The sequence below is a fragment of the Actinomadura sp. GTD37 genome, assembly GCF_041951365.1.
Classification (GTDB): domain Bacteria; phylum Actinomycetota; class Actinomycetes; order Streptosporangiales; family Streptosporangiaceae; genus Spirillospora.
This window is the reverse complement of the sequence record NZ_JBGNUS010000001.1, coordinates 2,074,815-2,087,779: the sequence shown is the minus strand read 5'-3', so window position 1 is coordinate 2,087,779 and position 12,965 is coordinate 2,074,815. Positions and strand designations below refer to the sequence as shown.

The following is a 12,965-nucleotide window of genomic DNA, read 5'->3' as shown; positions in this document are numbered from 1 at the left end:
CCGCGCCCTACGCGCGGCATCGTCACTGGTCGTCGTCGTTCTTGTGATCGTCCCGTTCAGCGAGTCGGTGGAGGTTCTCGCGGACCTGCCAGGCGGTGGCGGCGATGCCCGCGATGCCCGGATCGCGGCGGGTGGGCCGACGCACGATGGGCGTGTCTGGCGCGTAACGCATGACCGCTTCGGCCAGGCTTCGCGCGTCCAGTCGCCAGCCCCCGATCTTTCGCGATACGAGCGACGGCTCGCCGAGCATGTGGGGTAGCCAGGGCATCAGGGCGGCCTCGGTGAACTCCTGCACCTCAGCGGTCAGCGGCGGCGCGTCCGATGGCCAGGGGCGGCGGTCCGCCTGACCTTTGATGCCCGTCGCGTTGAGCTCGACCCCCACGTAGTGTTCGCGCCGCTTTTGACTGCCGCCGCTGTGCACGATCCGGTCGAAGGTCACGATGCGGTCGACCCATGACCAGGGGATCAGCTCTGGTAGAGCGCCTTCGCCGGTCGGGCCGAAGTAGACGCCGCGGGCGTCCATCCGCGAAGGACACCTCCCCACGACTTATCGCCCTCGTGATGAGAACGGCGAAGAACCCGGTCACCGCGCTGAACGCTGCCAGCGCGAAGACGATGGCGGGCCCGGGATTCCGAATGGCCTGATAGAGCAGGAACGCGTCCACGGCGCTGAAGGCCACCAGGATCGGCCAATTGCCCCGCCAGCTCTGCCGGGCGATATACGCGCCCTCGGGGGACTCGTCGGGGATGTCGTCGGATCTCATGAGCAGCCCTCCTCCGCCGGTCGCGCGGGCGGCGGCGGCAGCGTCGAGGCTTAGCGGGGTGCTCCTGTCACCGCACTCCTCCAGACGTCCCCCGTCAAGGACTTGCGTCGGCTTGGCGCCGTCGTCGCCGCCGTCATCGGCAAGTTGCGCTTCCACCTGCCGCACGCCCGGCTACGGAAGGACCTCCGCGGCCGCGGTCATGACCGCCGCTGCGGGCGGGCCGGAGCCGTCCGTGCCCGCGGGGTCGCCGCGGGCACGGACCGGTCGGACGGGCTCAGGATCCGAGCTGGGTGTACGTCTTCTTGACGATGTACTCGTTCTGGATCATCGTGTTCTTGCCGGCCGCCGAGGGGAACCCGCCGACCTGGTTGATGAGCCAGTCCGCGACGCCGCCGCCGAACACGCAGCCCTTGGCGCCGGGCACCGCGAAATCGTTGCCGACGTGCTTGGCGCTCCGAACGATTTCGGGAGTCGTCTGGACGACCTGGAGGCCCTCACCGGTGATGGGCGTGTTGGGGGCGGGCGGGTTGGTGGTACCGGTGGTCAGCTTCAGCACGATCGGGTTGCTGTTGGTGCCGACCGTGCAGTTGCTGCCGAGAGCCGGGTTGATGAGCCGGACCTTCACCCCGAGATTGATCTCGAAGTCCGAGCTGACCGGCATCTCGAACGTGCCGGCGTACTCGACCTTCGCGTACACGGCCGTCAGCAGGGGGTCGCCGAACAGTCCGGGCTGGACGAGCATCTTCGGCGCCTCGAGGCCCCCGAAAATGATCTTGCTCTCGAAGGTGGAGGAGTCGAAGGTGTTCGCGTACGTGAACCTGATCGGCTCCTCGATCGCCTGATCGAAGTTGCCGATCTTGAAGGTGCCGCTCGTCACGACACCCACGTAGCAGTTCGAGAGGTTGGCGTTCGCGCCCTCGGGGAGGGGCGGGCAGTCGGAGAAGTCGAAGCTCGACGGGATCGGGTCCGTGTTGACCGCCGAAGCGGAGGACGCCATACCGGACACGAGCAGCGCAGCGGCGGCCACGGCGGAAAGCGCGAACCGGGAACTACGCCTCCGGAAACGAGTGGACTTCACAAGTCCGTCCTTTCATCTTGCCGGGGGGAGCGGGCACTGAGCGGCGGGGCGACCTGGGCCGTGGGGCCGTGCCCGCGGGATCGCCGCGGGCACGGACCGGTCGGCCAGGCTCAGGATCCGAGCTGGGCGTACGTCTTCTTGACGATGTACTCGTTCTGGATCATCGTGTTCTTGCCGGCCGCCGAGGGGAATCCACCGATCTGGTTGACCAGCCAGTCGGCGACGCCTCCACCGAACAGGCAGCCCTTCGCGCCGGGCACCGCGAACGAGTTGCCGACGTGCTTGGCGCTCCGAACGATTTCGGGAGTCGTCTGGACGACCTGGAGGCCCTCACCGGTGATGGGGGTGTTGGGGGCCGGCGGGCTGGTGGTGCCGGTGGTCAGCTTCAGCAGGATCGGGTTGCTGTTGGTGCCGACCGTGCAGTTGCTGCCGAGGACCGGGTTGATGAGCCGGACCTTCACCCCGAGGGTGATCTCGAAGTCCGAGCTGACCGGCATCTCGAAGACGCCGGCGTACTCGACCTTGGCGTACACGGCCGTGAGGAACGGGTCACCGAACAGCCCGTCCTGGACGAGCATCTTCGGCGCCTCGAGCCCCCCGAAAATGATCTTGCTTTCGAAGGTGCTGGAGTTGAAGGTGTTCGCGTACGTGAACCTGAGCGGCTCCTCGATCGCCTGATCGAACTTGCCGATCTTGAAGGTGCCGCTCGTGATGACGCCCACGTAGCAGTTCGAGAGGTTCGCGTTCGCCCCCGCCGGGAGGGGCGGGCAGTCGGAGAAGTCGAAACTCGACGGGATCGGGTCCGGATTGGTCGCCGAAGCGGGGGACGCCAAGCCGAAGGTGAGAGTTGCGGCTGCAGCGAGCGCGGCGGGAAGCGCGAACCGGGAACGCCTCCGGATACGGGTGAACTTCACCAGCCTGTCCTTTCTTTGTGCCGGGAGAAATGGACACAGGGCGTCGGACGGCCACACTGTGACCCGCCGACACGGAACCGTGAGGCGGATCCCCGATGAGAGGATCCTCGATTCCCAACTGGAGGCTAATACCGAAACAATGACAGCTCAATACGCCGCAACGCATGAATATGAAGATCTTTTCGCTTTGTTAGCGAATATCAAGAATGGGCCACCGAGCGGGCCTGGCATTGTCACCGACCACATACCGGCGGGCGGGAAGGGTTCGTCATCCCAGGCTCGCCCAGCTCTGGCCGGGGACATGGCGGGGGACTGGGACGGAACGGCCGTACTCGCCGCGGACCGGAATGGTCCGCGGCGAGCCGACCCGGCTGCACCGCGCCGGGGTGGTGCGGCAGATGCAGCCGGCTTCTGGCGCCGCCGGCGAGGAACGGCCAGGTCGACGGCAGGACACTGCGCACTAACGCATATTTACCGATCAGTGCTTCGTGTCCCAGGTAATCCGCTGCGCCGGAGAGAAGACGAACTTACTTTCCTCCAGGTCAGCAAAATTGAGGAGCTCTCGATTATCGGCCCGCGCGAATCCTGGAATGGCGCAAGTCGACCCAGGCGCGACCCCCAATTGGTTGTACTTCATGGAGAGAACGCCATTGTCGTAAGGGCCTTGAATTTGCCCTGGGGTTCCTGACAGCTGCGCATTGAGGGCACTTCCTTGCCGCGGCCGATTGATCTTGATGCTGCAGTCGGCAGTGCCATTGCCGTCAACGTCCACGCCCGCGTCCAGCATTATCCCAGTTACCTGTAGTTCCATCGGATCCGTCTGGAACAGAAAAACGCTCAGCCACACCGAGCCTTCCTGTGTGGTTTTGACCACGGGGTACTCAGTACCATCGGACGCCTTGACCTTGCAGCCTTCAAGGGACACTTCGCCCTTGGCCAGACCGAAGCGTGACTGCCAGTGAGCGCCGTCCATGTCAAACCGCATGGCTGCCGACTCGCACTTGAACTGAGCCGCCTCCGGGGAAGACGAATCCCTGGTGAGGACGAATGGACGCGCGGTCGCCGTCGTGTGCCCGCCTGGATCGACGGTGAAGGTCGGGGGCTGCGGGCCGGCACCATTTTCACAATTGGTTCCCGGGCCGACTGAACACCAATGCCCGGTCTCCAGACCCGCATAGTTTCCGGATCCGGAAACGCTCGCGGTAAGGATCGGGCTCAGATCTTCCGTCACCCCGCAGCCAGAGAACGAAGGAATTCTGAGATCGTTCACGACAAGCGTTTGCCCCTGGTCCCAGGCCATCATCCCGGTTCGCCAATTGCCCAAGAACGCCTTCCCCGTGAAGGCGGTCGGGCTCGTCATGCACTGGTTGCCGAGGTCAAGCGATACCCCATTGACCTGGGCCTTGGTTGCCTTGACGCGAACGTATGAACTGGCACCGATTTGATCGGGCCCGATGCCGGGCAACGTGTGATCCGGGAACAACTTTTGGATCAGCCGAAGATTTGCTGTTATCGGGTCGCCCTCTCCACTTCCAGGAGGACCGACCTGCACAGCCTCCGCCACCGCACGTGTCGGCATGAACCCGAAACCCAGCACCGTAGCCGGAGTGGGATAGGTGCGGTTGACGGCATACCCGCGAAACTCGCGGTAGTTTGGCCCAAGGACTGGATTGCCCTGGTAAGTTTCAGTTACGAATTGCGCGCTACTTTCGACGGCAACTGGAACAGCATTTCCAACCTTCTTAGTGTTGATGAATCCCACGCCTTTAATGCAGTAAGGCACTCCTTCCCTAAACGTCGGCCTTAGGTTTGTTGGGACGGCCGGAGATTTATAGATCTTCTCAAGTTCGGGATCTTCGTGGTTGATGGCGTATCGCGGATCGACCCCCGGCTTCGGGAGGCTTTCGCACAGGTTTGCCTGGGCCGCTGTCGACTGCCGAGGTGGTTCGCCCAACGAACTCGGAGTCGGGGCCTCGTTCGCGGGGCCTACCCGCACGGTTCCGAGAACGGCCTCTTTCTCTGCCACGCAATGCAACGCGCTTTCTGTCCCGCCCTTGCCCGTAGTCGTTCCGGCCGACACCAACGAGAGGCCCAGCTCGCCGGCCGACCACGACAGTTCACCCACCGAATTCGGGGTCACCGGTGGCGCGACCCCGCTACCGGTCAGATGCACGATTGCGTCACCGTTTGGCGGTGCGGCCGCCAGAGCGAAAGCCGGCCATCCACTGTCCTGGATCCGATCAGGCGTACGGACAGCAACCTGCATCTCCGCGACTCCGCTTAGCGCGGGGGGAGCTATGGAGGAGGGCATGACACTCGTCACCGGTGATGCCGAGGGCCCGCCCGGGGAACCCGCTTGAACCTTCGTCACCAGCTCGGCAGGAACACCAACGTCGATCTTGACAGTGCCCAGTTGAATCGGCTGCCCGACGGTTCCGGACGAGGGCGCCGTCGTTTCGATTCGCAGCCCGAGCTTGTAAGTCCCGGACTCACCGGAGCATACGAGCCGCATGTCAGCACCGATGTCGGCGATCGCCGGCGGGACGGCGGCTACTGTTCCACCGCCCACGATCACGACCGTGAGCGCCGCGATCCGCGCGGCGCTTCTGAACAATCGGTGCATTGTCACATCCTTTAATCGATGGTGAACCGCACCCGGGCGGCGAGCACCCGGGTGCGGTTCGAGCTACGGCTGTCGCCGCATCCGCTGCACTAGTTGTTGATCGTCGGGCTGATCCCGCTGCTGTTGACCACCTTGTACGAGCCGGCCAGCGAGACCGTCTCACCCAGCGAGATCAGTCCGGCGCAGTCGGTCGCCGACGAGACGCTGAGCACCTCTAGGGTGTTGGGGCTCCCGAATGGCAGCCCGATCGATCCGTTGTTGCCCGTGGGCGTCGAGGGGTTGGTGTACGCACCGTCGATCGTGCCGCCCCCGCCGCCTGCACCACCGACAGTTGCGTCACACGGGACGCTGGGCGCGTGCAGGGTGACCTTGACGCCCTTCAACTGACCGGGCGAAACCCCTCCCGAGGTCCCGCCAGGCGTCTTGTCGAAGGTCCAGCCCAGCCCCGGGGTGGAGGGGGTCGGGTCGACAGCCGTCACCTGGGTCGGGATGGAGCCGTTGGCCACGCACCAGTTGTTGACCTGTCCGGGCGAGGAGAAGGCCACGCTGTTCAGCGTGGCGATGTCGGTGTCGGGCACGCTACCGGAAGGAAGGGAGCCGGAGGCCGTCGAGGACGTGCACTCCAGGGTGGACCCGTTGATGTCGCCGAAGCCGATGATGGAGCCCACGTTGGTCCCGGTGATGTTGCCACCGTTCGTGACGGTGGCGGCCGAGGCCGGCACCGCGGTGAGGGCGATGGCGGTGGCCGCGACCGCACCGGCGGTCATAGCCCTTCTGGCGATCTTTCGCATGTCAGTTCGTTTCCCTTCAGGGGGGGTGGTTTCTTCTACTCGTAGGGACACTGACCGCGTTTTACAGGTGGAACTCCTCCGGATTGATGGGAGCAGAACCCCGGAAGCCGAACTCTTCCAACTTCACCGCAAGACCACCCAGTCCTGCCGTACTCATATCGGAATATACCCGCCAGTAGTGCACTTCTCAAGGGCTCGTCCAAGCATTTTTCTTGCCCCATAGAAGTTGCCACTGCCGATTGTCACTCACTTAGCATTCGATCATTATCCATTTATCATCGACTTACAGTCATCTCGGTCGGCCCGGCGGTCGCAGGCGGCCAGGCCATTCGCCAGCCTCCCCATGAGCCCAACCTAGGAAATCTCATACTGAGCCACGAACCGGAAATCGTCGCCCTGGGCGAACAGGAAGGGGCAGGAGCTGTTCGACACCTCAAGGTCGTCGTCATTCAGGTTCAGGATGTTCGGAGGGCCGCTCGTGTAGGTACCCGAGACATCTCCGGGTGAGGTGATCGTTGCGGTGCACGGTACGGAGGGCATGTGCAGCGTGAGGCTGACACCTGCCAGTTCGCCCAGGGGGCTTCCCGCAGTGAAGACCCAAGGCAGGTTCGTGGCAACCACCTGCGTGGGAATCGACCCGTTGGCCAGACACCAGTCGTTGACCTCGCCGGGCGAGGAGAAAGACGCGGCGTCGATCACAAAGAGTGGACCAGGAGCGCTCGGCGCGTCACCGGCAAGTGTCGACGACGTGCAGAACAGCGCGGACCCAGTGGAGATGTCGTACGCCACAACATCCTCGACATTTTGCCCTGCGATGGGGCTAGCGAATGCCGAGACGGCGCTGAGTGCGACGGCGGCGGTCGTGGCAGCGGCAGCGGTCAAAACCCTTTGTGTGAGCCGTCCCATCTCGATATTCCTTCGTTCCGTGTCTACTGCACTAGAAGTTGATCGTCGGGCTGATTCCGGCCGCTGGCGGAACGGGACCGGTCCGGTTGACCTGGATGTCGCCGGCGAGCGTGAACGGTTCACCGAACGAGATCAGTCCGGCGCAGTCCGTAACCGACGAGACGCTGAGCACCTCTAGGTTGTTGGTGCTCCCGAATGGCAGCGAGATCGTTCCGTCGTTGCCCGTGAGCGTCGAGGGGTTCGTGTACATGCCCTCGACGTAACCGCCCGCACCACCCGGCCCACCGACAGTGGCGTCACACGGAACGCTGGGCGCGTGCAGCGTGACCTTGACGTTGTTCAGTCGGCCGTCCATCGTCCCTCCTGGGCCCGAGCCCGTGTGCCCACCCGCGAGGTCGAAGGACCACGGGACACCCATGGCCGTTACCTGGGTCGGGATGAAACCGTTGGCCAGGCACCAGTCATTGACCTGGCCGGGCGAGGAGAGGGCCACGTTGTCGAATGTGAAGGGAGCGCCGAGCAGGGGGCCGTCCACGATGGGTTCACCGGTCGCCGGGTCCTTCGGGGTGTAGCCGGTGGCCTCCAAGGATGCGCACTGCACAGCGCTTCCGCTTGTGTTGTTCAGGAACAGAAAGTCACCCACGTTGGTTCCCTCGATGTAGCCGCCGTTCTGGATGGTGACCGAGTCGGCCGAAGCCGGAGCTGCCGTGAGGGCGACGGCTGTGGCCGCGACCGCCGTAGCGATCAGTGTCTTTCTGGTTATGATTCGCATGTCGGCCCGCTTCCCTTCGCCGAGGGTTGACATCTGTTCAGCTCGAGTGCGCTTTCACAGGTCAGGCCCCGAGGGTGTCGATGGCGGAGATCTTCCATTTGCCGTCGGTGTGGATCGCGTCGACGGCGAAGACGGCCGCGGAGTAGCTCGTCTTGTTCTTGTCGGTGCGGGTGTTGCGCTGGTCGGCGAAGACGAGGAGGCGGGCGCGGTCACCGGTCAGGGACTTCACCGCCGAGTCGGTGACGCTCGTGGTGAGGACCTGCTTCTGCAGGGGCGCCTGCTTGCGCACCAGGGCGAAAAGCTGGTTGTACTGCTGGACGGCCTTTCCGGTGAGCAGTTCCTGCGCCGCCCTCTCAGTTTTTGCCGTGTCCGCATAGTTATAAGAGAAGACCGTGTTCACGACCGTGGTCACCTGGCCTTTGACCTCGGCGGTGCGGCCATTGTCGCTGAGTGCGTCGTTCTGCGCGGAGGCCGCGCCCGTGAGGTCTCTTTCCTGGGCGTTCGACCAAGCGGCGACGCCGCCGAGCGCTATCGTCAGCGCGCCGAGGAGGACGACCAGGCGGGTGCGCGCGGAGCCGGGGACGAACCGTCCGGCCGAAGTGATCGCTGCCATTTCGCTTTTCTCCTCCCCGCTCAGGGCGTTCCGGTCGGGGCCTGGCCGAGCGCCGACAGTTTCCAGCCGTCCGAAGTCCGGGTGAGCTGGCCGGCGAACCGGCGGGTGTTGTCGAGCGGCTTGCCATCGGCACCGGTGATCGTGATGCGGACGGCGGCGATGACGGCCGCCTTGCCCGCGCGGGAGTCGAGTTCGGTCAGCCCGGATTCGAGGATCTTCGCGGTGCTGGTCGTCTTCGCGTTCTGCACCTCGGTCTTCAGCCGGGCCTGGCCCTGCACGATCTGGTCGTAGAGCTGCGCGGTCGCCGAGTCCTGCCACACCTTCAGGCCCGCGTCGACCTGGCGGTAGTCGAGGGTGTTGAGGTTGACGATCTCCTGGCCGGCGACGGCGAGCACCCGGTCCCGTTCGGCGGCGTAGCCGAGCGAGTCGTCGCCGGACGCCGCGTTGTACGACCAGCCGAACCAGGCGGCGGCACCGGCGGCGATCAGCGTCACGAGAGACGCGATCCGGATGAGCGGGTCCTTGGAGAGGCGTCGCCGGGGCCGTTCGTCCGCGTCCTTCGCGGGCGGCTTCGCGTCCGGTGACTCACCGGTCTCCTTCTCGGACGGCGGCGCCGGGTCCTCGGCGGCCTTCTCCCCCGCCGGTTCCGGAGTCCCGTCGGCCTCCTCGGCGGACGGTTCCGGCTCGGACGTCTCGTCGGCCGGGGTCTCGGGCTCGTCCGCCCGCGCCTCGGGCTCGTCGGCCGCCGGGCCGGCGGTCTTCGTCCTGGTCTTGGTCACCTGAAATCCACCCTTTCTTTTCAGGCGGCCCGGAGGTCGCTGATGCGCCAGCCGTGGTCGTCGCGGGCCGTGACGATGAGCTGGGCCGCGACCGGCGAACCGGTCGGCTTCCCTGCCCGGGTGGTCGTCTGGTCGAGCAGGACCAGCAGGACCGCCGTCCCGTCACGGGAGAGTTTGATCAGCCCCGCCTTCGTCACCTTCGTGGTGAGGGCGAGCTTCATGACCGGTGCGTTCTGCTTCACCAGGCCGAACAGCTTGCGGTAGTCGCCGACCGCGCGGCCGGTGAGGACGTCGTTCGCGGCCCGTTCGGTAGCGGCCGGGTCGGTGTAGGTGAAGGTGAAGATCCGCGCGACCTTCGCCGAGACGTCGGTGACGACCTTGCCGGTCGCGGTCTTGTCGACGAGTGCGCGGTTGGCGGCCGGTGACCGCTCGCTTCTCCTGTCGGCCCAGCCGTGTACGGCGAAGGCGGACAGGCACAGTGCCAGGGCGAGGGCCACCGGCCACCCCTGCCCGGCCGCCCGCTTGAGTCCGGGGACCAGCGAGCGCCGGGCGGTCTTCTTCTTTTTCTTCTTCCGCGGGGCGGGGTCGCGGCGCGCGGGGCGCTCCTCGGTGATGCTCACGGCCCGCTCCCCCCGGGTGCCAGCGGTCTCAGCGAACTGATCTTCCACACGTCGCCGACCCGCTGCATGCCCACCTCGTAGCGCTTGCGCTGCTCGGTGCCCTGGGCGGCGTCGCCGACGGGGTCGGTGAAGATCCGGACGGAGGCGAGGACGGTCGCCTCGCCCGCCGACCGGTCGAGCGCGGTGACGGCGAGCGCGGTGACCCGCCCGTGCGAGGGGGCCTTCTGCCCGGCGAACTTCGCGCGCGCGTTGGGCATGTCGCGTTTCAGCGCGTCCGCGAACGGACCGGTGGCGACGTCCAGCCAGTGCGTCATGTCCAGCTCCGCCACCTTGGGGTCGATGCTGTTGATCAGCGCCAGGTCGCGGACGGCGGTCCGGGTCACGTCGTCGCGCGCGGTGGCGAGGTCGTGGTCGGCGCCCCGTCCGGACTGGAACAGCGACCAGAACGACAGGAGGAGCAACACCGCGGCGACGGCCGTGAGGGCGTAGCCGCCCGGTTTGATCCACCGGATCATCCAGGTCGGCTTGCGCAGCACGGCCGCCACCATCGTCACGGCGTCCCTCCGAGCCCGAGCAGGGCGGCGAGGTCGCCGGACGGCGCCTGCTGCTGCGTCAGCCCCGCCAGGCCCAGCGAGGCGAGCAGACCGGTCGCCTCCGGGCCGCTCAGTCTGCCGGGCCTCGCGGGCGCCGGGACGCCCTTGCGCGGCGCGTTGGCGGTGCCGCGCACGTTGATGCCGCTGCTCGGGCTCTCCGCGCAGTGCGCGTCGGTGTTGAACGGGGCGGGCGACAGGGTGAGGCCGTCGCGGTACTTGGTCTTGCCGTAGCCGCGCGTGCAGGGCTGCGGGTTGAAGAACGTGGTGACCAGGCCCATCCGGAGTTTGTCCCCGTCCACGATGCTGGGGCCGATCCCCGCGACCTTCGGGAGGTTGTCCAGCATCTCCTCGATGGCCGCCTGGCGCGGCTCGGCCACGCGGGCGGTCGTGAGGAGGTTCGCCAGCAGGACGCTGAGGCTCGGGTCCAGGTCGTGGAGGAGGCCGGACAGCTCGGCCGCCGCGCCGGGCCCGGCCGTGATGAGCTCGCGCAGATCGGCGTCCGAGTCGCGGAGCTGAGCCGCGAGGAGGCTGGAGTTGGTCGCGAACGACTTGAACGCCCCCGACATCTCGTTCTGCGTCCGCAGCACCGCCTGTCCGTTGTGGATCAGTGCGCGGGAGTCGGGGAACGCCGCGTCGGACGCCGAGATGAACCGGGTGCTCGTGTCGAGGAGCTGCTGGAGGTGCGGGCCCTGCCCGGCGAACGCCAGCCCCAGCTCGTCGATGAGGATCTTGGTGTCGTCCAGCGGCAGCGAGGCGGTGAAGTCGTTGACGCTCTTGAGCGTCTCGTCGACCGGCGCCGGGACGGCGGTGGCGCTGCGCGGGATGGTGGTGCCCTGCGCCAGGTAGGGCCCTGAGCCGGCGCGGGGCCGCAGGTCGACGTACTGCTCGCCCACGGCGGAGCGGTTCGCGACGATCGCCTGGAGGTCACGCGGGATGTCCGGCGCGGAGTTGTCGATCCGGAGTTCGGCGGTGACGCCGTCCCGCGTGAGGTCGAGCTTGCCGACCTTGCCGACGGTGACGCCCCGGTACGACACCGCGGACCCCTCGAAGAGGCCGCCGGTGCTGGGCAGGTCGAGCCGGACGGTGTAGTAGCCGCGCAGCCCGACGTAGCGGCCGACGTCGGCGTAGGTGACGCCGATGTAGGAGACCACGACGATCGCGATGACGACGAACACGGCGATCTTGATGCGGGTGACCAGGGTCAGCATGTCAGTTCCCCTCCCCGAGCGTCGGCAGCGGAAGGGCGGGCTCGCTGCTGGGGCTTTCGTTCCGGGGCGCCTGGCTCGGCGCCACCGGCTGCTGCGTCGTGGGAGTCCGCGTGGTGGGGGTCCCCGCGCCGGGCGCCGTGGCCCCGGAGCCGAGGCCGGCCGCGGTGTCCGGGCACGGCTTCGGCAGCGGGCCGACGTCGCCGGGTGTCTCGGCAAGCGGGTCCGGCTTCGCGTCCGTCCCCTCGGAGTCCTTCTTCTCCGTCTTCCGCAGGGTCTCGTTCTCGTCGGCGTGCTCGAAGGGGTCCACTTCCTCGATCGGCGGGACGACGCAGTTGAAGCCGTCGGCGGCGATGACGGTGACGTAGCCGTTGAGGTAGTCGCCCTTGATCGCCTTGAGCGCCTCGTCGGTGAACGGATACGTCAGCAGGATCTCCAGCGACTTCGGCAGGTCGCGGCCGGAGTCGGCGAGCTTGCGCAGGACGACCGCCAGCGAGCGCAGGTTCGCGGCCGTGTCGTCCCTGCTCGCGTTGATCGTCTTGACGGCGACGTCCGACAGCTTCTCCAGCCGGCGCAGCATCGTGAGGAGCTGGCCGCGCTGCTCGTCCAGCACCTTCAGGCCGGGCGAGAGATCGTCCAGGACGGTCGCGACCTGCCCGTTGCGGGCCCTGACCGTGGACGACAGCCGGTTCAGCCCGTCGAGCGCGTTCACGATCGACTGCCGGTTCCGGTTGAGCGTCGTGGTGAGGGTGTTGAGGTTGCGCAGCGCGGACCGGACCTTGTCCTCCCGGCCGTTGAGCGCCTGGTTCAGCTCCCGGTTGATCGTCCGGATCTGCGGGAGCCCGCCGCCCGACAGCAGCAGCGACAGCGCGCCGAACACCTCCTCGGTGTCGGCGTTGCGCGTCGTCCGGGACGCCGGGATGACGGCGCCGTCGGTGAGCCGCTGCGGGGCCGGCGCCGTCGCGGGCGCGGCGAGCTTGACGTACTTCTCGCCCAGCAGGCTCGACTGCTCCAGGTTCGCGGTCGCGTTCGCGGGCAGGTGCACGTCGCCGTTCACGATGAGCGTCACCTCGGCCTGCCACGCCCCCTTCGGCAGCGACACCTTCTTCACCCGGCCGACCGGGACGTCGTTGACGCGGACGGCGGCCTGCGGGACGAGGTTCAGCACGTCCTCGAACTGCACCCGCACCGTGTAGGGGTGGTCGCCGAGGTCGGCGCCGCCGGGCAGCGGGACGTCCTCCAGCTGCACCGAGCAGCCCGCCGCCAGCACTGCGCCGGCGGTGAGGGCCGCAACGAGCTTGGGCACG

The 12,965-nt window shown here is 66.9% G+C and carries 13 protein-coding genes; all 13 read right to left on the bottom strand.

Annotated features, from left to right (window positions below):
* Positions 1-22 precede the first annotated feature (22 nt).
* Entirely contained in the window at positions 23-523 is a 501-nt protein-coding gene (locus ACA511_RS10070) for a hypothetical protein (protein ID WP_375023813.1), read from the bottom strand.
* 515 nt (positions 524-1,038) lie between these two features.
* On the bottom strand, positions 1,039-1,791 hold the full coding sequence (locus tag ACA511_RS10065) for a hypothetical protein (protein ID WP_375023812.1): 753 nt from the start codon (positions 1,789-1,791) through the stop codon (positions 1,039-1,041).
* A gap of 161 nt (positions 1,792-1,952) precedes the next feature.
* Positions 1,953-2,756: a hypothetical protein gene (locus tag ACA511_RS10060; protein WP_375023811.1), complete on the bottom strand. Its 804-nt coding sequence runs from the start codon at positions 2,754-2,756 to the stop codon at positions 1,953-1,955.
* A 478-nt stretch (positions 2,757-3,234) separates the two neighbouring features.
* Positions 3,235-5,379 (bottom strand): hypothetical protein, encoded by a 2,145-nt coding sequence (locus tag ACA511_RS10055; protein ID WP_375023810.1) that lies wholly within the window; start codon positions 5,377-5,379, stop codon positions 3,235-3,237.
* Between the two features lie 89 nt (positions 5,380-5,468).
* Entirely contained in the window at positions 5,469-6,170 is a 702-nt protein-coding gene (locus ACA511_RS10050; RefSeq protein ID WP_375023809.1) for a hypothetical protein, read from the bottom strand.
* Between the two features lie 354 nt (positions 6,171-6,524).
* The gene (locus ACA511_RS10045; protein WP_375023807.1) at positions 6,525-7,076 is read right to left on the bottom strand and encodes a hypothetical protein; all 552 of its coding nucleotides are present in this window, start codon (positions 7,074-7,076) and stop codon (positions 6,525-6,527) included.
* Between the two features lie 31 nt (positions 7,077-7,107).
* Positions 7,108-7,881 carry a hypothetical protein gene (locus ACA511_RS10040; protein WP_375023805.1) on the bottom strand — a complete coding sequence of 258 codons (774 nt, stop codon included), beginning with the start codon at positions 7,879-7,881 and terminating at the stop codon, positions 7,108-7,110.
* A 28-nt stretch (positions 7,882-7,909) separates the two neighbouring features.
* On the bottom strand, positions 7,910-8,461 hold the full coding sequence (locus ACA511_RS10035) for a hypothetical protein (protein ID WP_375023804.1): 552 nt from the start codon (positions 8,459-8,461) through the stop codon (positions 7,910-7,912).
* 20 nt (positions 8,462-8,481) lie between these two features.
* Positions 8,482-9,240, bottom strand: a complete 759-nt coding sequence (locus ACA511_RS10030; protein ID WP_375023803.1) for a hypothetical protein — start codon at positions 9,238-9,240, stop codon at positions 8,482-8,484.
* Between the two features lie 20 nt (positions 9,241-9,260).
* Positions 9,261-9,860 carry a hypothetical protein gene (locus ACA511_RS10025; protein WP_375023802.1) on the bottom strand — a complete coding sequence of 200 codons (600 nt, stop codon included), beginning with the start codon at positions 9,858-9,860 and terminating at the stop codon, positions 9,261-9,263.
* A complete protein-coding gene (locus ACA511_RS10020) occupies positions 9,857-10,414 on the bottom strand; it encodes a hypothetical protein (RefSeq protein WP_375023801.1) in 558 nt (185 codons plus the stop codon). Before ACA511_RS10020 ends, ACA511_RS10025 begins: the two co-directional genes overlap by 4 nt.
* The gene (locus ACA511_RS10015) at positions 10,411-11,661 is read right to left on the bottom strand and encodes an MCE family protein (RefSeq protein WP_375023800.1); all 1,251 of its coding nucleotides are present in this window, start codon (positions 11,659-11,661) and stop codon (positions 10,411-10,413) included. Before ACA511_RS10015 ends, ACA511_RS10020 begins: the two co-directional genes overlap by 4 nt.
* Before the next feature lies 1 nt (position 11,662).
* Positions 11,663-12,964: an MCE family protein gene (locus ACA511_RS10010; protein ID WP_375023799.1), complete on the bottom strand. Its 1,302-nt coding sequence runs from the start codon at positions 12,962-12,964 to the stop codon at positions 11,663-11,665.
* Position 12,965 lies beyond the last annotated feature (1 nt).

Excerpts from the sequence above, each read along its gene's own strand:
- ACA511_RS10070 (WP_375023813.1), bottom strand. The coding sequence starts at position 523 with ATGGACGCCCGCGGCGTCTACTTCGGCCCGACCGGCGAAGGCGCTCTA.
- ACA511_RS10055 (WP_375023810.1), bottom strand. The coding sequence starts at position 5,379 with ATGCACCGATTGTTCAGAAGCGCCGCGCGGATCGCGGCGCTCACGGTC.
- ACA511_RS10050 (WP_375023809.1), bottom strand. The coding sequence starts at position 6,170 with ATGCGAAAGATCGCCAGAAGGGCTATGACCGCCGGTGCGGTCGCGGCC.
- ACA511_RS10045 (WP_375023807.1), bottom strand. The coding sequence starts at position 7,076 with ATGGGACGGCTCACACAAAGGGTTTTGACCGCTGCCGCTGCCACGACC.
- ACA511_RS10040 (WP_375023805.1), bottom strand. The coding sequence starts at position 7,881 with ATGTCAACCCTCGGCGAAGGGAAGCGGGCCGACATGCGAATCATAACC.
- ACA511_RS10035 (WP_375023804.1), bottom strand. The coding sequence starts at position 8,461 with ATGGCAGCGATCACTTCGGCCGGACGGTTCGTCCCCGGCTCCGCGCGC.
- ACA511_RS10015 (WP_375023800.1), bottom strand. The coding sequence starts at position 11,661 with ATGCTGACCCTGGTCACCCGCATCAAGATCGCCGTGTTCGTCGTCATC.